Origin of the sequence: Sporosarcina sp. P17b (assembly GCF_002743115.1) — a bacterium.
Lineage (GTDB): Bacteria > Bacillota > Bacilli > Bacillales_A > Planococcaceae > Sporosarcina > Sporosarcina ureae_C.
In genome coordinates, this window is the sequence record NZ_PDYP01000001.1 from 318,775 (window position 1) to 343,405 (window position 24,631).

Here is a 24,631-nt window from a genome sequence, read left to right on the forward strand (position 1 = left end):
GCCAAAATGCAGTTGCTCTTTTTGTATTTCACAGTCGATGCTGTTCATATTGATGTTGTTTTGTTATGTTTACTAATTTCTTTAGTATATGTGGATCTATTTGCGTGTCATAAGCTGTTAATGATTCACGAAGTTGTGCTTGTGTTCTGGAACCTATCAAAGCCGACGCGACAGCAGGCTCTTTAAGGACGAAAGCAAGAGCGTACGCCTGTAAGTCGTTTGTTTCCTTTGAAAGAGCTTGAACTGTCTGCTGCAGCTCGGATTGTGGATAGGATACGAAACCATTTGCTTTCTTGACGCGCACCATACTTTCATGTGTGAGCAAGCCTTTTGCTAGCGTCCCTCTAGTGACAACCGATGCCCCTTTTTCTACAATCATAGAAAAGTATTCTTCAGGACGTCGATCTAGCAAGTTATACTGCATCATGACAGAAACGGCGTTGCTAGTACTCAGAAAACGGTCAATTACAGTAGGTCGAATACTTGAGATGCCGTATTCACGTATGATGCCTTCTTTTTTTAATGTTTCAAATGCCTCGATTGTTTCTTCAGCATCATCTTCCATCGTCCCGCCGTGAAGTTGATACAAGTCGATATAATCGAGTTGTAAACGTCGTAAACTTTGTTTAACAGCGTCCATGATATGTGCTTTTGAAGGATCCCAAGTCCAAGACTCTTCTCCTGAAACCCACTTGTTACCGGCTTTCGTCGCGATGATCAAATCTTGACGTTTTTCTTTCAACACTTTTCCTACGAGTTCTTCATTTGTTCCTTTATCATAAAGATCTGCTGTATCGAAGTAGTTGATGCCGTGATTTACTGCTTCATCGAGTACAGAACGAGCCGCTTCGAGTTCAGTTGGTAATGACATACAGCCCAATCCGAGTTCAGAAACTAATAAATTACTAGAACCAATTGTACGCTTCTTCATGTGCCTCACTCCTTTCGTTTCATGGTACAATGAATGCGGGATATAAAACCAATGGAAAGGGTTGAGTGCTGCATGAAGTTTGAAGAAAGAACCCTCTCAACAGAGCACATCTTTACAGGTAAAATCATTTCGGTGCAAGTAGACGAAGTAGAATTGCCTGATGGAAAAATAGCGAAAAGAGAATTAGTAAAACATCCAGGTGCCGTGGCGGTTATCGCCTTAACTGAAGATAAAAAAATCGTGTTAGTTGAACAGTACAGAAAGCCTTTGGAACGAACGATGCTAGAAATACCTGCTGGCAAGATTGAGCTTGGTGAAGAACCTAAATTGACGGCAATTCGTGAGCTTGAGGAAGAGACCGGGTACCGTGCGAATTCATTCGAATATTTGCAGACTTTTTCCACTTCACCTGGCTTCGCGGATGAAATCATTCACTTATATGTAGCTAAAGAGCTCGAGAAAGTGGAACAGCCTGCTGTAGGGGATGAAGATGAATTCATTGAAGTACTAGAAGTAACTGTTGAAGAGGCAGAGGAATTCATTGCAAATGAAAGGATTTATGATGCCAAGACGGTTGCTGCTGTCTGGTATGTAAAAAACCTATAAAGGATTGAGCTATTTCTGGACGGACAAGCATATGTTATAGAAACGATGCGGAGGTGTCCTATTTATGGCTCGATCATTGTCTTTTGTGTATTTATTCGTTATACTCGCAATCAGTTATATAGGAGGGGCTTTATTATTCAGGGAGTGGCCGGTCACGTCGCTAGAGCAGATCATCGGTTTATATGATCAGCGCGTAGTGAATGGATCTGAAGCAGCTTTGTGGTCGCCTGTTGTGGTGACATTGAGCTTTATTCTAGTAGCCATCATTCTGTCTAAGTATAAAAGACTCCGTTTTATCACTATGTTTCTTGGTGCAATTAAATGTGCTCTTTTTGGTTTGTCATCTACCTACTTATTATCGACAGGCTTAAAATTGGTATCCTATACGATTTGGTGGTTCCCATTTCAATTAATCAGCTGTTTGTTGTTCTTGATTTTATGCTCGGTGTTGAACCCGCCGTTTTTCGCTGCACCAGCAAATAAGAAAGATCGCCCACTAACTGCCGTGCCACCATTAATTGCTTTATTGTTGATCACGCAAATATTGGAACTATCGATCTTTCATTTTATAAAGTAATGTCCACTACACACTATAATGAACTGAACCTTTCCTTTCTATTGTCATCTGGAACGACAGTTTGGTATAATGGAAACAATTTGAGGGGGGCGTCGTATGGAAAGCCGAATTGAACGAATCAAGAAGCAATTGCACGGGGCCAGCTACAAGTTGACGCCTCAGCGTGAAGCGACTGTAGCAGTTCTTCTGGAAAATGAAGAAGACCATTTAAGTGCAGAAGATGTATTTTTACTAGTAAAAGAAAAAGCACCAGATATTGGTCTAGCGACTGTATATCGTACATTAGAATTATTAACTGAACTTAAAGTTGTCGATAAAATTAACTTTGGCGATGGTGTAGCACGTTATGATTTGCGAGAAGAAGGCGCTGCTCGATTCCACCATCACTTAATTTGTTTAGAATGTGGAACGGTTGATGAAATTCAAGAAGACCTACTTGGCGAAGTTGAAAAAGTCGTAGAAGGTCGTTATGGTTTTACAGTCAAAGATCACTGGCTGACGTTTCATGGAATTTGTAAACGTTGCAAAGTGAAGGACGAAGAGAAAGAGCAAGAAGACAATGGGATGGCCTAAGCGCTATCCTTTTTTACTTTCATGTTAGAAAGGAGGAAGGTCTATGAAAGATGCGCAGTTTGCATTAGAAGATTATGTGCATTTCTTAGTAGTTGAAAGGCAGCTATCGCAAAATACGGTCAAGTCTTACCAACGAGATCTGGTGGCCTATTTGCATTTCATTGAAAACTTGTCATTGGAAACACTTAATTCGATCGAACGTGCAACCGTTCTACAATATTTGCAGAAGTTAAAAGATAGTGGTAAATCCAGTCGAACGCTTTCCCGTCATATTTCCTCCATTCGTTCATTTCATCAATTTTTAGTAAGAGAGCAAGTGACGACACATGATTGTACGGTACATATTGAATTACCTAAAATCGAACAAAAATTGCCAGATGTGCTCTCTATTCCTGAAATAGAGCGGCTGATTAATGCAGCGGATGGCAACACTTCACAAGGTATGCGTGATATTGCATTGCTTGAATTGTTATATGGAACCGGAATGAGGGTAAGTGAATTGATAGCGATCGATTTAGCTGACCTTCATTTGACAATGGGCTTTGTGCGCGTGTTCGGAAAAGGCAGTAAAGAACGGATTGTACCGCTAGGACGTTCCGCAATCGATGCTTGTACAAAGTATTTGAATGAAGGGCGTCCGCAGTTCATTCGTGATACGGAAGCTGTGTTTTTAAATATGCACGGCAGAAGGCTGACGAGGCAGGGATGTTGGAAAATCCTGAAAGATACTGGAGTGAAGGCGGGAATTCAGAAAGTTATTTCGCCTCATTTACTACGCCATTCATTTGCAACACATTTAATCGAAAACGGAGCCGATTTGCGTGCGGTTCAGGAAATGCTTGGTCATGCCGATATTTCCACAACGCAACTTTACACGCATGTCAGCAAAAAACGCTTGAAAGATGTCTATAGTCAATTTCATCCGAGAGCGTAAATTATTATTACTGGAGGTTTTCACATGAAAGAATTTCGTTATAATCGCATTCATTTAATCGTGCTCGACTCTGTAGGAATCGGTGAAGCGCCGGATGCTAAAGCATTTGGTGACGTTGGCTCCAATACACTTGGACATATTGGTGAAGAGATGGATGGGCTGAAACTACCGAACTTGGAACGCTTAGGTCTTGCAAACATTGCACCGATCAAAGGTCTAGTGCCACAAAAAGAAGCACAAGGATATTATACAAAAATGCAAGAAGCGTCTGTCGGTAAAGATACGATGACAGGACATTGGGAAATCATGGGCTTACGAATCGATGATGCATTTAAAGTGTACCCAAATGGCTTTCCAAAAGAATTAATTGATGAGCTAGAATTAAAAACAGGCAGAAAAGTTATCGGAAACAAACCGGCAAGTGGTACGGAGATTATCGAAGAACTTGGCGAAGAGCATATGAAGACAGGTGCTCTCATCGTTTACACATCTGGCGATCCAGTGCTACAAATTGCAGCGCACGAGGAAATTATTCCAATTGAAGAGCAATATCGTATTTGTGAAATCGCAAGAGAACTAACGCTGCAACCTGAATTTTTAGTTGGACGCGTTATTGCACGTCCGTTTGTTGGAGAACCGGGAGCGTTTTCACGCACAACAAATCGTCATGATTATGCCCTTAAGCCATTTGGTAAAACCGTCATGAACGAGTTACAGGATAAAGGCTATGACGTCATTGCAATTGGCAAAATCGCTGATATATATAATGGCGAAGGTGTAACGGAAGCAGTCCGCACAACAAGTAACATGGATGGCGTGGATAAGCTCGTCACGGTCATGCAAAAAGAATTTGAAGGGCTTAGCTTCGTCAATTTAGTAGATTTTGATGCGTTATATGGTCACCGACGCGATCCGATAGGCTACGGTAATGCACTTGAAGAGTTTGATGCACGCATGCCTGAGATTATGGATGCGCTACGACCGGATGATTTATTGATTATCACAGCAGATCACGGCAATGACCCGATTCATGAAGGGACGGATCATACTAGAGAATATGTACCGTTACTCGTTTATTCACCTTCAAACACAGGAGCTGGCCAACTGCCAATCCGTAAAACTTTCTCTGATGTCGGTGCGACAATTGCCGAGAACTTCCAAGTAGATATGCCTGAGCATGGTGAAAGTTTCTTGTCTTCATTAACAAAGGAGGATTAAGCTTATGTTGCGTATGGTAGATATTATTGAAAGCAAGCGAGACGGGGAAGAGCTGACTAAAGAAGAAATTGAGTTTTTTGTGACAGGTTACACGAATGACTCGATTCCTGATTATCAAGCCAGTGCTTTTCTTATGGCGATTTACTTTCAAGGTATGACGACGGAGGAGCAAGGCTATTTAACAATGGCTATGGCAAACTCTGGTGATCAAATCGATTTATCGGCTATTGAAGGTATAAAAGTGGATAAACACTCAACAGGTGGAGTGGGGGACACGACAACACTCATTCTAGCTCCATTGGTTGCTGCATGCGGTGTGCCGGTCGCGAAGATGAGCGGTCGTGGCCTAGGTCATACAGGAGGTACGCTAGATAAACTTGAAGCGATTGATGGCTTCCACGTGGAAATCTCCACGGATCAATTCATTCAGCAAGTTAATGACTTGAAGATCGCTGTCATTGGTCAAAGCGGGAATTTGACCCCGGCTGATAAAAAGCTTTATGCGCTCCGAGACGTTACAGCGACTGTTAACAGCATTCCGTTGATCGCAAGTTCTATCATGAGTAAGAAGCTGGCAGCGGGTGCAGATGCCATCGTATTGGACGTTAAGACAGGTGCAGGAGCTTTCATGAAGACATTGGAAGATTCCAAGCAATTGGCGGATGCCATGACAGCTATTGGAAATGAAGTAGGGCGAAACACAAGTGCCGTTATTTCAGACATGAGCCAGCCGCTTGGACTTGCGATTGGCAATGCGCTAGAAGTAAAAGAAGCGATCGACACGCTACAAGGAAGAGGACCGGCTGATTTAACTGAGCTATGTTTAGTACTTGGAAGCGAGATGTTGCTCGCAGCGAAACAAGCCACAACGCAAGAAGACGCGAGCAAACAATTACAAACTGTCATGGAGAACGGCGATGCGCTACGCTTATTTGGACAGTTAATCAAAGCGCAAGGTGGCAACGAAAAGGTCATAGAGGATACAAATCTATTGCCACAAGCACAGTATCAAATAGAAGTGCCTGCAACCAAAAGCGGCTATGTATCCATGATCGACGCTGATGAAATAGGCGTAGCTGCGATGCTTCTCGGCGCAGGCCGTGCAACAAAAGAAGACATCATCGATCTCGCGGTTGGAATTGTGCTACGCAAGAAAATAGGTGACTTTGTAGAAATAGGCGAAGCGCTCGCGGTACTCCATACAAACACCGAACAAGTAGATGATTCAATCAAACTGCTGCAATCTCATATGCATATCTCGAAAGAAAAAATTCAAGCACCATCACTCATTCACCCTTTATAATCCATAAAAACCATGTACCTGAAGGACTCCAGAAATTGGACTCCTTCAGAGTACATGGTTTTTTTGTCGTTCATGTGTAAAAGTGCTTCCAACTGTACAGACTCTGTTGTAGCTCGTGAAGAGTGAAGAAGTGACATCATTTAATACACAATGGCGACTCTCGCAGGAAATCGTCCGACCAGAAAGCAAATCAAAGTTGCTTTCCTATTTCTATTAATTTCTGTCACTACGTAAGAAGTTTTGGGGATGGCTGACTAGTTTTGTCAAAACTAAAGGATACCGGTTCTAAATGTGCGACAATGCCTTCATGAAGGAGGCGTAGCTACACATGGCAACTATTACACAACTGGAAAACGGCATAGTCCTGATCACGCTAGCAGGAGAACTTGACAACCATGAAGCCAACCAAATTAGAGAAGAAGTATCTACTGCTATATTCACAGGAAAAACACGCGCAATCATCTGGGATCTTTTCAATCTAGGATTCATGGACAGCGCAGGGATTGGACTTATACTCGGAAGAATGCGTGATCTAGTCCCTGTTAATGGAGAAACACTTATATTGAATCCATCTCCAACAATGGAAAAGCTATTCCAATTTTCAGGTCTCGGAGATGTCGTCAGAATTTGTACAGTCGAAGAAGCAATCGACGAAATCGGAGGGGTTGTACATGAAAAATGAATTGACCTTGTCGTTTCTGGCGATAGAACAAAATGAAGCACTTGCCAGAATGGCACTGACATGTTTTATCGCACCGCTAGATCCGACACTGGAAGAACTTTCGGAATTTAAAACAATTGTTTCGGAAGCTGTCACTAATGCCATCATCCACGGCTACGAATGCGATGGTAAAAGTATGGTGAAGATCCACGCCACGATAGATGACCGTTCGGTAAAAATGACGGTTTCAGATGAAGGAATGGGGATCTTCGACATAGAGCAAGCAATGGAGCCGATGTTCACGACCAAACCACAAATGGAACGCTCCGGTATGGGCTTTACTATCATGGAAAGTTTCTCGGACGGTATCCGTGTAGATTCTACCCTTGGAAATGGGACAATCGTGACATTTGAGAAAAGTTTTTCTCCGGTCACAGAAGTAAGTAGAATGAGGTGACGTATGGAAGCATCTGTTGAGAAGCAACACGCTCTATTGTCACAAGAAAAAATGCGAGAACTCATCAAAGAATCACAAGCGGGTGACAAAGAAGCTAGACGAATGATGGTAGAAGGCAATACAAGACTCGTATGGTCTATCGTTCAACGCTTTGCTTCGCGTGGTGCGGATTTAGAGGATTTATTTCAAATTGGCTGTATTGGCTTGATGAAATCTATAGATAAGTTCGATCTAACATACGAGGTAAAGTTTTCAACGTATGCAGTGCCGATGATCGTGGGAGAAATTCAACGCTATCTACGTGACGATGGAATGGTGAAAGTCGGGCGTACGATTCGGGAATTGAGTTATAAAATTCGTCACGCAACCGATGACTTTTTCAAGAAGCATGGACGTTCACCTTCCATTTCAGAAATGGCAGAAATATTGGAAGTGAAGCAGGAAGATATTATTCTGGCTTCTGATGCGCTCAGAGATCCGGCTTCCTTACATGAACAATTATATGAGAGTGAAGGTGACAGTTTGACGCTGATGGACCAGCTTCGCGACGATAGGTCGGAGAGAGTATTCGATCATATTCCGTTACGAGATGTCATTACCCGTTTGAACAAGCGGGATCAGACGATCATTTATATGCGCTATTATTTGGATTACACACAAAGTGATATTGCGAAACGAATCGGTATATCACAGGTGCAAGTATCACGGTTGGAGAAAAAGATTCTGACACAAATGAAAACATGGATGGGCGCAGATGCCGAAGATGCGCTCGAAAAGGCGAGGAGACCATAATTTGACCGATACACTATTTACGTCCATAAGAGAAGGGGAAAGGTGGTTCATCAATCAGTTTGGCGAAGATGAAACATTCGATGCGACTAAACGGTTGATCCACCTATGGGATAAAGAAATACTTCTTCTGTATATGAACGGGTTAGTGGATGGTGAGGTCTTAACTACCTTAATGACCGAAATGCAGGACCGTAATGAATTATTTACAAGTGAAGCTGTTGAGAATATGGATCGCGCCATGGTCGATTATTTTCCGTATCATTCCCTGGAAGTTGTGAAGGATGAAGATCAACTCGCGAAAGCGATCTTAAGTGGGTTAGCTGTATTCGTCATGAAAGATGGTTTCACATTTGCACTTGATGTGCGATCCTATCCAGGCAGAAGTCCCGAAGAACCGGATACTGAAAAAGTCATACGTGGCTCAAGGGACGGGTTTACAGAAAACATTTTGACAAATACAGCGTTAATCCGAAGACGTTTACGTACAACGGATCTACGTTTTGAAATGCATGAAACGTCAGTAAAAGGTAAGACGGATATTGCGATCACCTTTTTGAAGGGCGCCGCAAATGAGGGACATTTAAATTTCGTAAGGGAACGACTGGATGCTTTAGAAACAGATGGCTTGACGATGACCGATAAATCTCTTGAGGAATTCCTTTTTAAACAAGGGTTTCATCCGATGCCGTTCGTTCGGTATACGGAACGCGCTGATATTTGTGCAGCGCATTTACTTGAGGGACATATCGCGATTATTGTAGATACGTCTCCATCTGTCATTTTAGTTCCTGTAACGCTAGTGCATCACTTACAACACGCCGAAGAATACAGGCAAGCGCCTTTAATCGGTACATTCATCCGGATGGTACGCTTCGCTGGGACGTTTTTAAGTTTAGTGATCCTGCCATTCTGGTATTTGATGTCAGTAGAAAAACAATTCGTTCCAGAAGCGATCAAGTACATCGGTCCGAATGAATGGGGAGAAGTGCCCCTATTTGTTCAGTTGATGATTGCGGATGTAGGTATTGAGGTATTACGTATGGCCGCAATCCATACTCCAACGCCACTTTCGACCGCCATGGGGCTCGTTGCTGCTATTGTGATTGGACAAGTGGCGATTGACGTAGGCTTATTCTCTTCGGAAGTTGTGCTATATGTGGCAGTAAGTGCCATCTTGACATTTGCGATACCTTCATTCGAATTAAGTATTACGACTAAGGTATTCCGGATTTTCTTATTGGTCTCTGTTGCCTTGTTAGGCGCACCAGGCTTCTTCATAGCGCTTGCTGTCATTTATTATTACTTATGTTCATTGAAGCCGATGAATGTGCCATATTTGTGGCCGTTCACACCTTTCTTCCCGAAAGCTTTGCTACGTGTATTGATTCGCTTCCCTATGACAATCGATGACCCACGGCCGTTTATCACAAAATCACCAAACCGTGACAGAATGTCGTAAAGATAAGTAGACCTTCTATCGTTCGTTGCTACTTTCCGTCTTCTTGTGATAAAGTTATCTGAGAGAATTCGGGAGGGGTATGGGACATGCATCTTTATGGAACACAGGCAGTGAATGAAAGTGGTCATCTGACAATCGGTGGAGTAGACGTTTCAGAATTAGCTTCACAATATGGAACGCCGGTCATGGTGTACGACACGGAGTTATTCAAAAAGCGTGCGCGAGCATTTAAAGAAACGTTTGAACGCAAAAATATTAACGCTCAGGTTGCTTATGCGAGTAAAGCTTTCTCATCCATTGCGATCTATCAGTTGGCAGAACAAGAAGGATTGTCTCTTGACGTAGTTTCGGGTGGAGAATTGTATACAGCTGTAGCAGCAGGTTTTCCCCGTGAACGTATTCATTTCCACGGAAATAATAAAAGTAGAGAAGAAATCTTGTATGCATTTGAAGAGGGAATTGGCTGTATCGTAGTCGATAACTTCTTGGAAATCGACATGATTAAAAAGGTTGCGGAAGAGCGCAAGCAAATAATGAATGTTCTGATTCGCGTAACACCAGGTGTTGAAGCACATACACATGACTATATTACGACGGGACAGGAAGATTCGAAATTTGGCTTTGATTTGAAAAATGGTCAAACTGATGAAGCATTCCGTTCGCTGTATGATCATGAATATATTCATTTTCTCGGTATGCATTGCCATATTGGGTCGCAGATTTTTGAAACGGATGCATTCAAGTTTGCAGCAGAAGTGCTGATGGAAAGAATGGTGGAATGGCGGAAGAACTACCAGTTTATCTGTCCGGTCTTAAATCTAGGCGGTGGATTTGGTATTCGTTATACAGAAGAAGATACGCCGCTAGAACCAGCCGTATATGTAGAAGAAATGGCAGATGTAGTGAAGAAGATGGCGGAGGAATGTCAGTATCCCATTCCTGAAATCTGGATAGAACCCGGCCGCTCGCTTGTTGGAGATGCAGGAACGACCATTTATTCCACAGGCAGCACAAAAGTTGTGCCGGGTGTCCGTACATACGTAGCAGTAGATGGCGGAATGTCTGATAATATACGTCCTGCTTTATATGATGCACATTATTCTAGTGCGATCGCCAATCGAATGAACGAACCACATGATCAGCAATGGACTGTAGCAGGTAAATGCTGTGAGTCAGGCGATAAATTAATAGAACAAGCCGCTTTACCGAAAGTGGAAACAGGCGATCTACTAGCTGTCTTTTGTACAGGAGCCTACACGTACTCCATGGCCAGCAACTATAATCGTTTACCACGACCCGCTGTTGTGTTTGCTGAAAATGGCCAGCATCAGTTAGTAGTAAGACGCGAAACCTACGAAGACATTATTAAATTGGATCTTCCGTTACAATCAAATGAGAAGGAGAATTTCTGATGAAAAAGAAAAACATCATTCTCTTCCTTTCCATTGTTGTAATGGCGATTGTTTGGGGTGTCATCTATTGGTATTTAGTTGTTCCGGTGATCGATCCGAGCTATAAATAATGCGTAAGTTGAAGAAAACGGTGTATTGGTGTAAACTATACAGAGGATTTCTGAAAAGAAGGGGTTACTATTGAATCTTATTCGCTTTAAGAAAGCACAAGAGAAAATTGCTATGGGTTTTTTATCATATATCCCTAGTGAGAAAATGTTATGTAAATTACAAGAAACTGTTCAGCAGTATATTTGCGAAGAACAGTGGCAGTTATTTCTTTATAAAGAAGCAGAGGATTACATTGGTTTAATAGGTGTAGAAATAAATGATGAGGCTAAGACGTATACTGTCCAGCATATTTCGGTTAATCCATCGTTTCGTGGAGAAGGAATAGCGTACAAGATGATGAAGGAATTGCAGGAGATTTATCCGGGATACAGCTGTGAAGGCACTGATTTTACCAAACCCTTTATACAAAGTTGCTTACGAAAAGAAGAAGGCGCAGATCTTTAATGACTGCCCTTCTTCTTTTCTTCACGTTGTAAAAGAATATCCGACCTGTCCCGCTGCATATGCTTATGAATAACTGACGCGCTATTTTTTGGCAATAATGCAATCGAGGGCTTAGTTTGATCCGCGGCAACTTGCAAGCGTGGTGAGATGGGGAGTTGGAATGCACAGAATTCATCATTAGATTTAATACTCTCCAAACAGTGCTCTAGCTTGCTAATGATATCATCAATGGCCACTTCTTCCAGATAGTCGCCAAATTGTACAGGCATTTGTCTAAAACGTGTGATGGCTTTGTTCAAAGTGCGGGAAGCGCCTGCTGTATTGCCTCTGCGCCAGTGGTATAATCCTGTAGCCATGAGAATATAGCCTGTTAGTGGATGGTCTTTTGAAAAGTTCTCTTGTTCCTTCCAATATTCTTCTAGCACTTCATGGCATTCGAAATAATCTTGATTGTCATTGAAATACACAATAAACTGTAGAAAAAGAGGATGATAGTAAGGGTGCATCTAAATCATTCCTTTCTAGTTAGGTAGGTTGGTAAAATGAGTTATAGTGTAAAACTCGAAGTTTTCGAAGGTCCACTTGATCTATTACTACATTTGATCAATCGGCTCGAAATTGATATTTACGACATTCCCATGGCGGAGCTGACACAGCAGTACATAGAACATTTGCACGCCATGCGTGTTCTTCGGTTGGATGAATTAAGCGAATACCTCGTGCTGGCAGCGACACTTCTAGAAGTGAAAAGTAAAATGCTGTTGCCAGTCAATGAAGAAGAAGCGTTCATCGAAGAATTCGGTTATGAGGAGGATCCGCGTGAAGAATTGATTGCCCGTTTGATGGAGTATCGGAAATTTAAGGAAGCGGCACATTCGCTACGTGAATCCGCAGCGAATCGTGATGAACACTTCACAAAAGAGCCTGAAGACTTAACGGTCTACGGTGTCCCACTTGTAGCGGAAACGGAAGAGCAACTGAATGTCTTTGATTTAATCGGTGCGTTTCAAAAAATGTTACACAGAAAAAAGCTGAAACTGCCTCTTACAGCGAGTATAACAAAGTCAGAGCAATCTGTCGGGGATAAGATGTCTTCGATTATGAGTAAACTTGAACTATGTGGCGGAGAATGTGATTTTCAAGCTCTTTTTGAAACGGCGACAGTGACTGAACTCGTTTTGACATTTTTATCGTTGCTCGAACTGATGAAATTACAAGAAGTTAAAGTACGACAAAGCAATAACTTTGAAGAATTACGAATCTCGTTGATGTGAAGGGGTGAGGGGTATGGATTTTGAAACAGGTTTCATCGGTATGACGGAAAGCTTTTTATTCGTAGCAGGTGAAGAAGGATTAACCCTTGCGCAGTTAGCCACATTATTGGAATGCGATGAGCAAAAAGCAGAACAAGTGCTGATTTCGTTGCAAGCTGCATATGACGAGGATGATACACGGGGTATTACGCTAAAAAGTTATGGTGGAAGTTACCGCTTAGTGACAAAGAGCGAATGGGCAAACGATATTAAGAGAATGCTGGAAGATCCGAAGCCATCAACATTTACACAAGCTGCACTTGAAGTGTTGGCGATCATCGCCTACAAGCAGCCTGTGACGCGCGTAGAGATCGATGATTTGCGTGGAGTGAAGTCTGAGCGTGCCTTGTCTTCGTTAGCCGCTAAAGGCTTTGTAGAGGAAGTAGGGCGCATGGATGGTCCTGGTAGGCCGATTTTATATGGCACGACAGCTTTCTTCTTAGATCGTTTTGGACTGGCTTCACTCGAAGATATGCCACCACTGTCAATTGATGAAGAACAAGAAACATCCGAAGAGACAGATTTATTCATGACAAAATTCCAAGAAGCGTTTTCCAATACAGAAGAAGGAGGACATGATGCTTGAGAAAGATTTCGTTCATCGTTCTACTGGTAGTCGGATTAGTGATGAATCCTGCAAGTAGTCAAGCGGCAGGCGCGTCATATGCAGTGATAGACGGGAATAACGGAAGATTGCTGATGGGGTCAAATGAGCATGAACCGCTACCAATAGCAAGTTTGACTAAAATGTGGACGGCTTATACGTTTTTGGAGTTAAATCCAAGTGAAGAGGAAACAGTCATTTCCTCACAAGCCGCGACGGCAGAAGGGTCATCCATTTATCTAGAAACAGGTCAAGTAATGAAGACGAAAGATTTACTGTATGGCTTAATGCTTCGTTCAGGTAATGATGCAGCCCAGGCGCTCGCGGAACATGCGGGTGGCTCACTTGAAGGGTTCGTCTACTTGATGAATGAAGTAGCGCAAAGTCATGGCTTGGAGCAAACGCATTTTATGAATCCATCCGGTTTGCACGGCGAGCATCACCTATCTTCTGCGTATGATACAGCGAGAATGTTATATTTTGCCATGAAGAATCCAGAGTTTCGTAAAATAGCTTCTACAAAAAACTATCCTTTTGAAACTGAACATGGAAAAAATAGTTGGCAAAACAAACATCGACTAGTGATATCTGAACCAACTGCTGTCGCAGGTAAAACAGGCTTCACAAAAGCAGCAGGACGTACATTGGCTACTTATTTCGAAAAGGATGGAAAGTCCGTCATTGTCGTTACATTAAATAACGGAGATGATTGGCAAGTTCATAAACAGTTATCAGAGCGGGTGTTCTCTGAATATCAATCGTATACTGCAGTGAAAAAAGGGAAGTATCAAGTATTTCCACATATGGTCGCAAAGCTAGATCAATCTGTAAAGTTGCTTGTAACGAAAGAAGAGAAGAAAATGTTGTCCAATGTGTTACAGATTCCACAAGCAGATGAACTACAGAAAAAAGGCTATTGGTCTATTTATTTAGGTACAGAACCAATTAAGACAGTAGCAGTCGAGATCGAGTCCGAAAAATGAATAGAAAACATACTATTTCGAAGATTGACCTACATAGGTCAGTCTTCTTTTCATTTAGCTGAAAGTATGACATAATTTTTTCAGTATGTAACATCAAGGAGGAACCCATGGAAAGATTACAAAAGGTATTGGCACAAGCCGGCGTAGCGTCAAGAAGAAAGTCAGAAAAACTTATATTGGATGGCTTGGTTAAAGTAAATGGTAAAGTCGTGACAGAATTAGGCACTAAAGTTACTAGAATGGACACAATTGAGGTAGAAGGAGTTCAATTAACAAAAGAAACTCCTGTCTATTATCTGCTTTATAAACCACGTGGTTATATCTCAACAGTAGATGACGAAAAGGGTCGCAAAACCGTTATGGATTTAGTGCCAGAAGTCAGCCAGCGTATTTTCCCGGTTGGCAGATTGGATTATGATACATCGGGCGTATTGTTGATGACGAACGACGGGGACTTCTCTTACTTAATGACTCATCCGAAGTTTGAAATCAAAAAGAAATATGTAGCAAAAGTAAAAGGAATTCCTTCCCGCGATGATCTTAAAAAGCTGGAGACAGGAATCGAATTAGATGACGGTAGTACTGCTCCTGCTCGTGTGAAAATGACAAGTTCGGATAAGAAAACCAATTCAGCGATTGTCGAGATCACAATCCATGAAGGGCGTAACCGTCAAGTACGAAGAATGTTCGACGCAATTAATTGCCCTGTGCAAAAATTGAAGCGTGAAGAGTTTGCGAACTTGACTACTCGTGGATTAAATGCCGGAGAAGCACGTGAGTTAACTAGACACGAATTGAAACAATTACGCGTCTTGGCAGAAACAGGTAAGATCGGCTAAGAAAGCGTGGAATGTTCACAAACCTATCACTAGTGCAGTCCCAACTGATTTTACGTTTTGCTATAATAGCAATTGGAACGCAAATTAGACAGGAGGTTACATGATTGGCCAAAAAGAAAAACAAAAAGACTATCAGGCTAATTAGCAGAGCAGCCCTTCTATTAATTTTAGCTGCAATTTTGATCTACGCAATTACTTCAAAAGATAAAGTGAAAGTCTTGGCGGAAGGTGATACAGCTCCTGATTTCGAGCTTGTAGATTTAGAAGGAAATGAACATCGGTTATCGGATTACAAAGGACAAGGCGTATTCCTGAATTTCTGGGGAACATGGTGTCCACCTTGTAAAAAGGAAATGCCTCACATGGAGGATCTCTATAAAGACTTTGAAGCGAAAGGTGTACATATCCTTACTGTCAACGTAGGAGAACCAAAAGTGAAAATAGAACTTTTTAGAGACGACATGAACCTTTCATTCCCAATGTTATGGGATAAGAATAAAACTGTGATGGATTTGTATAATATCAAACCATTACCTACAACTTTCCTCATCAATCCAGAAGGAAAGATAACGAAAGTCATTAAACAGGGAATGACAGATCAACAAATTTACGAGTATTTGGAAAGCATTCAACCAAAGTAAGGAGATTGTTACTCAATGAGCAAAATCAAATGCCAATGTGGGCATGAAAATCCTTATGGTACAGAGCTTTGTGAGAAGTGTGGTCGTCCCTTATCTGAAAAAGCAAAAAAAAGTGATGTTGTAGATATGCGTTACGAGGGATCTTCTAGAAGATCTCAAACCTATAAGAGTTCCATTGTTGATAAAATATGGAACTTCTTCTCCAGTGTCAAGATTGGTGTCAGTATTATTGCAGCGGTATTAATCGCTTCAGCAATTGGAACAATCTTTCCACAGAAGTTTTATGTACCTGCTACTACGCCTGAAGGCTATTTGGAATACTATGAGCGTCTGTATGGTACGGTAGGAAAACTGTATTACCAACTTGGTTTTTATGATATGTATAATAGCTGGTGGTTTAAAGTATTAGTCGGTATGCTCGCAACTTCTATTATTATCGCAAGTATCGACCGTGTTATTCCGCTTTATAAATCACTTAAAAAGCAACGTACACGTCGTCACCCATCCTTTATGAAGCGTCAGCGGATTTTCGGAGAAGGCGATGTCCAAAATACCGAAGAGTCACTTGCAAAAGCAGCTGAGAAACTAAAAGCTATGCGCTACAATGTGAAAACAGAAGACGGTGCCATTTTAGCTGAAAAGTATCGGTTTTCACGCTGGGGCCCATATGTCAATCACGTTGGATTAATTATTTTCATTTCAGGCGTTCTGCTTAGAGGAATACCTGGTTTTTATGTGGACGAGGCGATGTGGCTCCGAGAAGGAGAAACACGTAATATCGTTGGAGCACCAGGTTATGTACTTGAGAATAAAAAATTCACTCTTGAGAATTATACAAAAGAAGAAGCGGAAGAAGTATTTGGTAAGGCGTTGGAGAAAAATGGCGCCATTGCTAAATCGTATACAACCGACGTTGCTTTGTATAAACAAGAAGAGGGAGCATTACCTGGTAGTGAAAGTTTGAAAAAAGTAGAGGATTACTCTATCAATGTTAACAAGCCATTGAAATTTGATGGATATAATGTATTCCAGATGGATTATAAACTGGATGAGCTTAAAAGCATGACATTTAATTTGGTAAATAAATCTACTGAAGATTCACTAGGGGAATTCACTGTAGATTTAAGTGACCCCGAGAAGGAATATGATCTTGGAAACGGCTCAAGCGTAAATATGCTTGGTTTTTATCCCGACTATGATGGAATTAAAGATGGGGAACCGTTCTCGAAGTCACCTGTTCCAAATAACCCAGCATTCATTTTCCAAATGAACACACCTGATAAGCCAGAAGGTGAAAAGAGTTTCGTTGCTATTCGTCAAACACTTGAAGTAGAAGAGAACGATTACGCGATTAAGTTCGCAGCTGCCGAGACTCGAAATATTTCTGGTTTAACAATCCGTAAAGATAAGACATTATATATCCTCTTATTCGGTGGTTTAGTATTTATGATTGGTGTTATTCAAGGTATGTACTGGCAACACCGCAGAGTATGGATCCAAGAAGATACAGAAGGACATCTATTGATTGCTGCACATACGAATAAAAACTGGTTCTCTTTACGTAAAGAGCTAGATACATTACGAGAAACTGCAGACTTGCCTGCTTATATAGATCGTCAGGATCCTGAGTTGGACAAGCCAGAACAGGAAGGGGACGAGGAAATATGGACTTAGTTACCATTAGTAGTAATTTATTATTAGTTTCGTTTGTTGCGTATTTAGTGGCAACAATGTTCTTTGGTGGGGCAATTAAAAAATCGAAATCTGAAAAGGCTTATCATAATAGTAAGTGGGGAACAATCGGTATTGTCATTACAATCATCGGTTTCCTTACTCACCTAGGCTATTTCTTTACTAGATGGGCTGCATCAGGTCACGCTCCATTAAGTAATATGTTTGAATTTACGACTGCGTTCGGTATGATGCTTGTTGGTGCATTCATCATGTTGTATCTAATATACCGAACACCGTCACTCGGATTGTTTGCATTACCTATTGCGATTATTATTATCTCGTATGCAACTATGTTCCCGACTGACGTAACTCCGCTAATCCCTGCTTTGCAGAGTAAATGGTTGTTCATCCACGTAATCACGACGGTTATTGGTGAATCTATCCTTGCAATCAGTGCGATAGCAGGTCTTGTGTATTTGGTGAAAAATATCGACATGACAAAGAAATCCAAATCGCGTTTTTGGATTGAAGCAGTTATGTATACGCTAGTTTTAGTACTTGGATTTGTTGTGGCATCTACAACATTTAAGGTAATGGATTATCAAGCTGAGTTCACATACATCAATAAAGATCAAGTACCAGCTGAAATCACATATCATGTTCCTCCGCTATTCGGAATGAATGAGTATGAAGCCATGACACCGGATAAAATGACACCTTGGGTGGAGTTACCTCCGATCATCAATGCTCAAAAAATGTCTTCTCTAGTTTGGTCTATTGCCATAGGTTCAGTGCTTTACGTACTATTACGCTTAATTGCACGCAAACCACTCGCTGCGGTCTTCCAACCGCTAGCGCGGAAGGCGAATTCTCAACTGATGGATGAAATCGGCTATCGTGCTGTATTGATTGGTTTCCCGGTCTTCACGCTCGGTGCGTTGATTTTCGCCATGATTTGGGCACATGAAGCCTGGTCACGATTCTGGGGTTGGGATCCGAAAGAAGTGTGGGCACTCATTACATGGTTGTTCTACGCTGCATTCCTTCACTTGCGTTTATCAAAAGGTTGGGAAGGTAAAAAGTCTGCATGGCTTGCTGTCATCGGATTTGTTATCATCATGTTCAACCTGATTGCCGTAAACTTAATTATTGCAGGTTTACACTCCTATGCATAAAATCAGACTGTATGACAATAATTGTCATGCAGTCTTTTTATTTCTTTTTATAGGTTAGTAATTGTACAATGGAGATAGAAGGTTGTCGAAAGGGGTAATGAATTGTGGAAGAAACAGTGAAGCTCTTAGTGGTGGATGATGAGGATCGCATTCGTCGCCTATTGAATATGTATTTATCTAGAGAAGGTTATGAAATTGAAGAAGCAGTCGATGGAGCAGATGCATTAGAGAAAGTGTTTGCTGGACAATATGACTGTATATTGCTTGACGTGATGATGCCTGAAAAAGATGGCATGGAAGTATTAGCTGAACTGCGTGAAAATAAAATTATGACACCTGTTATTTTATTGACAGCAAAAGGTGAAGAAGCAGATCGTGTAAGCGGGTTTGAAAGTGGTGCAGATGATTACATCGTCAAGCCATTCAGTCCAAGAGAAGTAGTTTTACGCGTCAAGGCTATGCTCCGACGTTCGGTAGCATTCCCGAACGTTTCATCTAACACGACGTCTAAAGATTTAGTGGTTTACCCACAACTAACGATTGACCATGACGCGCATCGTGTGACAGCTGAAGGGAAAGAAGTAAATTTAACGCCGAAAGAATATGAATTATTATATTTCCTAGCGAAATCACCAGACAAAGTATTTGATCGTGAACAATTGCTGAAGGAAGTATGGCATTACGAATTCTTTGGAGATTTACGTACAGTGGATACACACGTCAAAAGGCTCCGTGAAAAATTGAGCCGGGTTTCAGAGCGGGCAGCAAAAATGATTGTCACTGTTTGGGGTGTCGGTTATAAGTTCGAGGTTCCGAACGAGTGATGCGAATATGGAATTCAATTGTCGGGAAGCTATGGGCAACCATATTGCTTCTCGTTTCGTTTGTCCTGTTTATTGTCACACTGTTCTTGCTTGAGTTTCTGGATAACTTCCATACGAAACAAGCAGAAGAGTCCTTGCAGAGGGAAGCTGCCACCATCAGCAAGATTGTGAACGATCGCAATGGACAAACGAATGATTCCATTCACCAGATTATAGAAGATATCCTCGACTTGGAGACGAACGCAATTGTAGTTGATCGACAAGGTGATATTTTATATTCATTCCATACATCCTCAAGTAAAGATGAAATTGAAGAAAAGCTTCTTTCTGAAAGCGTTTTATTCGAGTCACCTGAATCAGGTAAGCAAAAAATGAAAGAAATGATATTGCCTTCATTGACAGAAAAAGATGTCATGGAGCAATTTTTAATTTTATCCTATCCATTTAAACAAGAAAGTGGTGAGGAAGCGAGTGTACTGATGTATCAAAGTCTAGATGCTGTGCACCGTACAACAAAAAGTACAACGAATATCGTATTCTTGTCTGCATTTATTGCCTTTCTTTTGACTACATTTTTTGCATTTTTCCTATCTACGCGAATCACGTTGCCATTACGTAAAATGAAGCAAGCGGCGTTTGAATTGTCTAAAGGCAATTTTGATACGCATTTACCGGTTGCGCAAAAAGATGAAATTGGTCAGTTGGCTACGGCTTTTAATCAGATGGGACGTCAATTGAAGTATAATATCGAATTGATTAAGCAAGAGAAAGAACAGCTTTCGAGCATTCTCACCTCAATGACAGACGCAGTGGTAACGTTTAATCAAGATTACTCTATCCTGCTGAAAAATCCTCAAGCTGAATTACTGTTGAAAAAGTGGTATGGCTTCAATGAGAAAAAGAATCATCCGTTGCCTAAAGAAGTCTTTCATATGTTGGAGCATGCTATTTCGTTTGCTGAGGAAGTAGAAGATGAATTGGAATTAGGCGGGCAGTTTTATGTGATTTCTATTAGCCCATTGTACAGTGAAAACAGTATACGAGGTGCTGTGGCGGTATTCCGGGATATGACTGAACAGCATAAATTGGATAAGTTACGTTCGGATTTCATTGCTAACGTATCGCATGAACTACGGACACCGATTTCGATGTTGCAAGGGTACAGTGAAGCGATCATTGATGACGTAGTGAGCAGCGAAGAAGAGCGTATGGAAATGGTACAGATCATTCATGATGAGTCAAAACGTATGAGTCGTCTAGTCACAGATTTGCTGAATTTAGCAAGGATGGAGTCTGGCTACATTCAACTTCATAAAGAACCTTTATCCATTGTAGAGTTTTTGGACCGCATGGTTACAAAGTTTTCACAAGTTGCAAAAGATGCGGAGGTAGATTTGTCGCTAGAAACTGAGGAAATGAATACTCTACTTGTGACAGCTGACGAAGACCGTCTAGAACAAGTATTCACCAATTTGATTGACAATGCTATCCGTCACACCCCGGATGGTGGAGCTGTGACGTTAGGCGTCTACAAATCTGCTGGTATGCTCGATATTACAGTAGCCGATACAGGCGTCGGTATTCCCGAAAAAGACTTGCCGTTCGTCTTTGAACGTTTCTATAAAGCCGATAAAGCAAGAACTAGAGGGAAAGGCGGAACGGGACTTGGTTTAGCTATTGCAAAAAATATTATGGAAGCACACGATGGGTCGATTTTAGCGACACGTGGTGATGAAAAAGGAACGATCTTTATTTGTTCGCTCCCATTTGACGCAATAAATAAATGAAACTTTTCCTGTACTGAAACGACTACTATTACAGAGCGAGGGGATTGGATGGATGACTCTGTTTTCCAACGTTTGTATGAAGATTATAACCGCGATGTATTTAACTTCCTGATTTATCTAACTCGCCATCGGGAGGTAGCGGAAGATCTAATGCATGAAGTCTATGTGCGTGTTCTTAAATCCTTCGGCCGTTTCGAAGGAAAAAGCTCCGAGAAAACATGGCTGTTTGCGATAGCGAAAAATGTGTCTATTGATTATTTCCGAAAACAATCAACTATCAAAAAGCATACTAATATTCATTTTGATTGGGAAACACAGCAATTGACCGCAACTGATAAACTACCTGAGCATTTCATTGAAGCGGATGAACAACAGAAACAATTGCTGGAAGTATTGCACACTTGTACGGGGGATCAAAAGATGGTCATCCTCATGCGGTTTTTCCAAGATCTTTCGGTTGCTGAAACTGCAGAAGTTTTGGATTGGACCGAAAGCAAAGTGAAAACAACACAGCATCGTGCAATAAAAGCATTGAAAACGAAACTTGACGTACGTTCTGTGAAGGAGGGGGGATGAGATGAGTAACGATAAGTGGAATGAAGACGATATGGAGAAACGATTACGTCATATGCCAGTCGTGGAAGATCGGCGGTCCAAAGAAGAGATCTTGCAACGATTGAAAAACGATGCCAGACTTACAGAACTTGAAGAGCCAAAGAACATTCCGTCAAAATCTAAATGGCCATCAATTATTGCAGCTGTAGCAGCGGTCCTGTTGCTCACTATACTCATACCAACTTTCCTTCAACAGAACAATGAAGTATCAATGGATAAAGCAACAACGAGTGAATCGGCAAGCACTATCGAGATGGAAAATAGTGAAGAAATGCAGTCCGAAGATTCAAGTGATACATCTGTCTTTACGAAACAGACTGCAGCGCCACTTACCAATGCTGCTTATCCTGATGATCTCATCGATCACACAGCTTTCCGTATTGGGCTGGCTACCGATCAGGCGACAATTGTCCCTGTGACGTTCTTGATCCCGAATGAACGACTTCCTGAAGGTCTAGGGTCATCTCCAGACGCAGTGGCACTCTATAATGAGTATGCGAATACAATAGATGAAGGGTCACTTGGCTTCACAGAGTATCACCCTTATATGGCGACGATTTCATCAGTTGGAAAACAAGTTCAAATGAAGTTTTCAGCTGACCATTCTTATGATCGATCGAGTGCGACGCTTGAGATGCTTAATCTGTCTGTACAAGATACATTCTACGGTTTTGATGAAATCCGATTTCTACAAGAAGACGCATCACCCGTTACGTTTGACGGAGTAGGGAAAGTTGAAGAACCTCTTATCATAACAGGTAATAACTCGCGTCAGGCATACTATCGATTTGAGAAATCGGATGGAGAAGTATTTCTTTCGACGAATTTTGGTAAGGCTTACGCTACAGTAGAAGAAGCATTGAATGCGATGAAAGAGACACCAAACGATATCTACTCGTCTGTTGTTCCTGATGGAGTAAACTTCACGGTTACGGATGAAAAAAATAAAGTGCGCGTGAAATTTAGTGAGATACTGGACTTAAATAATCTACCATATGAAGAAGCTATGCAACTGATTGAGGGGATTTTACTAACAGCGGCTAGCTTTGATAAGCAAGTAGAGTTTGATCAAATTAAACAAGATCAATGGGGGCGCTTTGATTTTACACAAGCAATCGAAAAACCGATTGGTGCAAACCCTAAGTTTCTGATTAACGAATAATTCTGTTTTGTAAACTCGTAAAGTTTACAAAACAGTTTTTTTACGCTACAATAGAGTCATAATTAAATATTGATTCATCTTCGGGGCAGGGTGTAATTCCCGACCGGCGGAAATGGAGTAGTTTTCTACTTTTAGCCCGCGAGCTTAACAGCTGATTCTGGTGTGATTCCGGAGCCGACAGTATAGTCTGGATGGGAGAAGGTGAAGGTGCAGCCATCTTTTTGTGTACGCAAAAGTGGTGCTTGTTTTCTGACGGATAAATTCATTGAATTTATCTGCTCTTAACAGTGCATTTTACTCTCCCTAAGGCATATTTTGCTTTAGGGATTTTTCGCGGAACAGCAGATGTGCAAGCCTTTCCTCTTTTGAAGTGAATCGCAAAAGGAGAGAGGAACAAGTGAATAACAAGAAGTTACGTAAGTTAATTTTGGTGGCAATATTGGGAAGTATTTCAACGGTGTTGATGCAGTTTAACTTCCCCATCCCGGCTATGCCCGGATTTTTAAAAATCGACTTCAGTGAGATTCCTGCTGTTATGGCAATCATGACAATGGGACCTGTAGCAGGTATTGGCGTGGAGTTATTGAAAAACGTCATGCACTGGTTCTTATCAGGCAGCCCGACAGGAGTACCGGTAGGAGAAATCGCAAACTTTGCGACAGGTGTATTATTCATTATGCCGATCTACTGGATCTTCATGAAGTATCGTTCAGCTAAAGGTCTGATGACAGGTTTGTTCGCAGGGACAGTAGCAATGGCAGTAGGTATGAGCTTGTTGAATTACTTAGTGTTCTTGCCGATGTACACATACTTCCTTGGTATGCCAGCAGTTACTGGCGACTCATTGTATCAGATGATTATCTTAGGAATCTTGCCGTTCAACCTAGTCAAGGGTGTCATTTTATTGGTCATCACATTGATGTTATATAGAAGTATGGAGAAGTGGATTCTTCAGCAACAAAAGAAATTATCATTTTAATCATAACAACGCTAGTCTTTCCGAAAAGGAAGGCTGGCGTTGTTTTTGCATGGGATTGGAGTGTAGGAGAGGCGACTCGACTCGTCACTACGTTCCTGCAGTGTCTCGAACTCGCAAATCCTAATGCCGACCTTTCTTCCTAACCTAAACAAAAAAACAACACATCCAATAGTAGGAAGTGTTGTCGGGATTGAATCAATCTTCATATTTTAATGGATCGCCTTCAAAGGCTTCATCCGCAATTTTAATTGAATCAGTAGGGCAGCCATCAAACGCATCCTCGAGATCCTCCATCAGTTCTTCTGGAACTTCAGTGTTTCCCGTGTTATCATCTAAAATAACAAATGCAATCCCCTCATCGTCATAATCATATATATCTGGTGCAGCAGCCCCGCAGGCCCCGCAAGCTATACACGTATCCTGATCGACAATCGTATATTTTTTGCTAGACATTTGTCTTTCTCCCTTCTTCCATTCACTCAACCTATTTTGTATCTACTCCATTCTAAAGCTGTTTTCATCACTTTTCAACAAAAAAACGTTATTTCTTCAGGAGG

The 24,631-nt window shown here is 41.5% G+C and carries 27 protein-coding genes and 1 riboswitch; of the genes, 24 read left to right on the forward strand and 3 right to left on the reverse strand.

Annotation, left to right across the window (positions count from 1 at the left end; genetic code table 11):
* Nucleotides 1-28: 28 nt before the first annotated feature.
* Nucleotides 29-931 carry an aldo/keto reductase gene (locus CSV76_RS01580; protein WP_099624556.1) on the reverse strand — a complete coding sequence of 301 codons (903 nt, stop codon included), beginning with the start codon at nt 929-931 and terminating at the stop codon, nt 29-31.
* 72 nt (nt 932-1,003) lie between these two features.
* On the opposite strand from CSV76_RS01580, the gene CSV76_RS01585 reads away from it, so the two are divergent.
* The 12 genes from CSV76_RS01585 to CSV76_RS01640 all read left to right on the forward strand — a co-directional run bounded on the left by CSV76_RS01585 (nt 1,004) and on the right by CSV76_RS01640 (nt 11,478).
* Complete coding sequence (locus tag CSV76_RS01585) at nt 1,004-1,537, forward strand: NUDIX hydrolase (RefSeq protein ID WP_099624557.1); 534 nt, start codon at nt 1,004-1,006, stop codon at nt 1,535-1,537.
* 64 nt (nt 1,538-1,601) lie between these two features.
* Nucleotides 1,602-2,114, forward strand: coding sequence for a hypothetical protein (locus CSV76_RS01590; protein ID WP_099624558.1), 513 nt, complete (start codon nt 1,602-1,604; stop codon nt 2,112-2,114).
* A 96-nt stretch (nt 2,115-2,210) separates the two neighbouring features.
* Nucleotides 2,211-2,687: a ferric iron uptake transcriptional regulator gene (fur, locus tag CSV76_RS01595; RefSeq protein ID WP_085428762.1), complete on the forward strand. Its 477-nt coding sequence runs from the start codon at nt 2,211-2,213 to the stop codon at nt 2,685-2,687.
* A gap of 43 nt (nt 2,688-2,730) precedes the next feature.
* A complete protein-coding gene (gene xerD / locus CSV76_RS01600; protein WP_099624559.1) occupies nt 2,731-3,621 on the forward strand; it encodes a site-specific tyrosine recombinase XerD in 891 nt (296 codons plus the stop codon).
* A gap of 24 nt (nt 3,622-3,645) precedes the next feature.
* Nucleotides 3,646-4,839: a phosphopentomutase gene (gene deoB / locus CSV76_RS01605; RefSeq protein WP_099624560.1), complete on the forward strand. Its 1,194-nt coding sequence runs from the start codon at nt 3,646-3,648 to the stop codon at nt 4,837-4,839.
* A gap of 7 nt (nt 4,840-4,846) precedes the next feature.
* Entirely contained in the window at nt 4,847-6,142 is a 1,296-nt protein-coding gene (locus CSV76_RS01610; protein WP_099624606.1) for a pyrimidine-nucleoside phosphorylase, read from the forward strand.
* Between the two features lie 328 nt (nt 6,143-6,470).
* Complete coding sequence (locus CSV76_RS01615; RefSeq protein ID WP_085428765.1) at nt 6,471-6,824, forward strand: STAS domain-containing protein; 354 nt, start codon at nt 6,471-6,473, stop codon at nt 6,822-6,824.
* Nucleotides 6,814-7,260 carry an anti-sigma F factor gene (spoIIAB, locus tag CSV76_RS01620; protein WP_085428766.1) on the forward strand — a complete coding sequence of 149 codons (447 nt, stop codon included), beginning with the start codon at nt 6,814-6,816 and terminating at the stop codon, nt 7,258-7,260. Before CSV76_RS01615 ends, spoIIAB begins: the two co-directional genes overlap by 11 nt.
* Nucleotides 7,261-7,263: 3 nt before the next feature.
* Nucleotides 7,264-8,052 carry a SigF/SigG family RNA polymerase sporulation sigma factor gene (locus CSV76_RS01625; RefSeq protein ID WP_085428767.1) on the forward strand — a complete coding sequence of 263 codons (789 nt, stop codon included), beginning with the start codon at nt 7,264-7,266 and terminating at the stop codon, nt 8,050-8,052.
* 1 nt (nt 8,053) lies between these two features.
* On the forward strand, nt 8,054-9,511 hold the full coding sequence (locus tag CSV76_RS01630; RefSeq protein ID WP_099624561.1) for a spore germination protein: 1,458 nt from the start codon (nt 8,054-8,056) through the stop codon (nt 9,509-9,511).
* An 86-nt stretch (nt 9,512-9,597) separates the two neighbouring features.
* The gene (lysA, locus tag CSV76_RS01635) at nt 9,598-10,923 is read left to right on the forward strand and encodes a diaminopimelate decarboxylase (RefSeq protein ID WP_099624562.1); all 1,326 of its coding nucleotides are present in this window, start codon (nt 9,598-9,600) and stop codon (nt 10,921-10,923) included.
* Between the two features lie 180 nt (nt 10,924-11,103).
* Nucleotides 11,104-11,478, forward strand: coding sequence for a GNAT family N-acetyltransferase (locus tag CSV76_RS01640; protein WP_085428770.1), 375 nt, complete (start codon nt 11,104-11,106; stop codon nt 11,476-11,478).
* Here the strand turns inward: CSV76_RS01640 and CSV76_RS01645 are convergent.
* On the reverse strand, nt 11,475-11,984 hold the full coding sequence (locus tag CSV76_RS01645) for a DUF309 domain-containing protein (RefSeq protein ID WP_085428771.1): 510 nt from the start codon (nt 11,982-11,984) through the stop codon (nt 11,475-11,477). The genes CSV76_RS01640 and CSV76_RS01645 overlap by 4 nt on opposite strands.
* 36 nt (nt 11,985-12,020) lie before the next feature.
* Between CSV76_RS01645 and CSV76_RS01650 the strand changes: the two genes are divergently transcribed.
* The 12 genes from CSV76_RS01650 to CSV76_RS01705 all read left to right on the forward strand — a co-directional run bounded on the left by CSV76_RS01650 (nt 12,021) and on the right by CSV76_RS01705 (nt 24,074).
* Complete coding sequence (locus tag CSV76_RS01650) at nt 12,021-12,752, forward strand: segregation/condensation protein A (RefSeq protein ID WP_085428772.1); 732 nt, start codon at nt 12,021-12,023, stop codon at nt 12,750-12,752.
* Between the two features lie 13 nt (nt 12,753-12,765).
* Nucleotides 12,766-13,377, forward strand: a complete 612-nt coding sequence (scpB, locus tag CSV76_RS01655) for an SMC-Scp complex subunit ScpB (protein ID WP_099624563.1) — start codon at nt 12,766-12,768, stop codon at nt 13,375-13,377.
* Nucleotides 13,374-14,378 (forward strand): D-alanyl-D-alanine carboxypeptidase family protein, encoded by a 1,005-nt coding sequence (locus CSV76_RS01660; RefSeq protein WP_233192317.1) that lies wholly within the window; start codon nt 13,374-13,376, stop codon nt 14,376-14,378. Before scpB ends, CSV76_RS01660 begins: the two co-directional genes overlap by 4 nt.
* Before the next feature lie 107 nt (nt 14,379-14,485).
* Complete coding sequence (locus tag CSV76_RS01665; RefSeq protein ID WP_085428774.1) at nt 14,486-15,217, forward strand: pseudouridine synthase; 732 nt, start codon at nt 14,486-14,488, stop codon at nt 15,215-15,217.
* A 104-nt stretch (nt 15,218-15,321) separates the two neighbouring features.
* Nucleotides 15,322-15,858, forward strand: coding sequence for a thiol-disulfide oxidoreductase ResA (resA, locus tag CSV76_RS01670; RefSeq protein ID WP_099624564.1), 537 nt, complete (start codon nt 15,322-15,324; stop codon nt 15,856-15,858).
* Nucleotides 15,859-15,873: 15 nt separating this feature from the next.
* Nucleotides 15,874-17,532, forward strand: a complete 1,659-nt coding sequence (resB, locus tag CSV76_RS01675; protein ID WP_099624565.1) for a cytochrome c biogenesis protein ResB — start codon at nt 15,874-15,876, stop codon at nt 17,530-17,532.
* Nucleotides 17,523-18,707 (forward strand): c-type cytochrome biogenesis protein CcsB, encoded by a 1,185-nt coding sequence (gene ccsB / locus CSV76_RS01680; protein WP_099624566.1) that lies wholly within the window; start codon nt 17,523-17,525, stop codon nt 18,705-18,707. Before resB ends, ccsB begins: the two co-directional genes overlap by 10 nt.
* A 104-nt stretch (nt 18,708-18,811) precedes the next feature.
* Nucleotides 18,812-19,531: a response regulator transcription factor gene (locus CSV76_RS01685; RefSeq protein ID WP_085428778.1), complete on the forward strand. Its 720-nt coding sequence runs from the start codon at nt 18,812-18,814 to the stop codon at nt 19,529-19,531.
* Nucleotides 19,528-21,318, forward strand: coding sequence for an ATP-binding protein (locus CSV76_RS01690; protein ID WP_099624567.1), 1,791 nt, complete (start codon nt 19,528-19,530; stop codon nt 21,316-21,318). The genes CSV76_RS01685 and CSV76_RS01690 overlap by 4 nt, the downstream gene beginning before the upstream one ends.
* A 48-nt stretch (nt 21,319-21,366) precedes the next feature.
* Complete coding sequence (locus CSV76_RS01695; RefSeq protein WP_099624568.1) at nt 21,367-21,894, forward strand: sigma-70 family RNA polymerase sigma factor; 528 nt, start codon at nt 21,367-21,369, stop codon at nt 21,892-21,894.
* A gap of 1 nt (nt 21,895) precedes the next feature.
* A complete protein-coding gene (locus CSV76_RS01700) occupies nt 21,896-23,095 on the forward strand; it encodes a hypothetical protein (protein ID WP_099624569.1) in 1,200 nt (399 codons plus the stop codon).
* Nucleotides 23,096-23,167: 72 nt separating this feature from the next.
* A riboswitch (FMN riboswitch) is annotated at nt 23,168-23,302 on the forward strand.
* A gap of 190 nt (nt 23,303-23,492) precedes the next feature.
* Nucleotides 23,493-24,074 carry an ECF transporter S component gene (locus tag CSV76_RS01705; protein ID WP_085428782.1) on the forward strand — a complete coding sequence of 194 codons (582 nt, stop codon included), beginning with the start codon at nt 23,493-23,495 and terminating at the stop codon, nt 24,072-24,074.
* A 195-nt stretch (nt 24,075-24,269) separates the two neighbouring features.
* Here the strand turns inward: CSV76_RS01705 and CSV76_RS01710 are convergent, their stop codons facing one another.
* Nucleotides 24,270-24,527: a ferredoxin gene (locus CSV76_RS01710; protein ID WP_085428783.1), complete on the reverse strand. Its 258-nt coding sequence runs from the start codon at nt 24,525-24,527 to the stop codon at nt 24,270-24,272.
* Between the last annotated feature and the right edge of the window lie 104 nt (nt 24,528-24,631).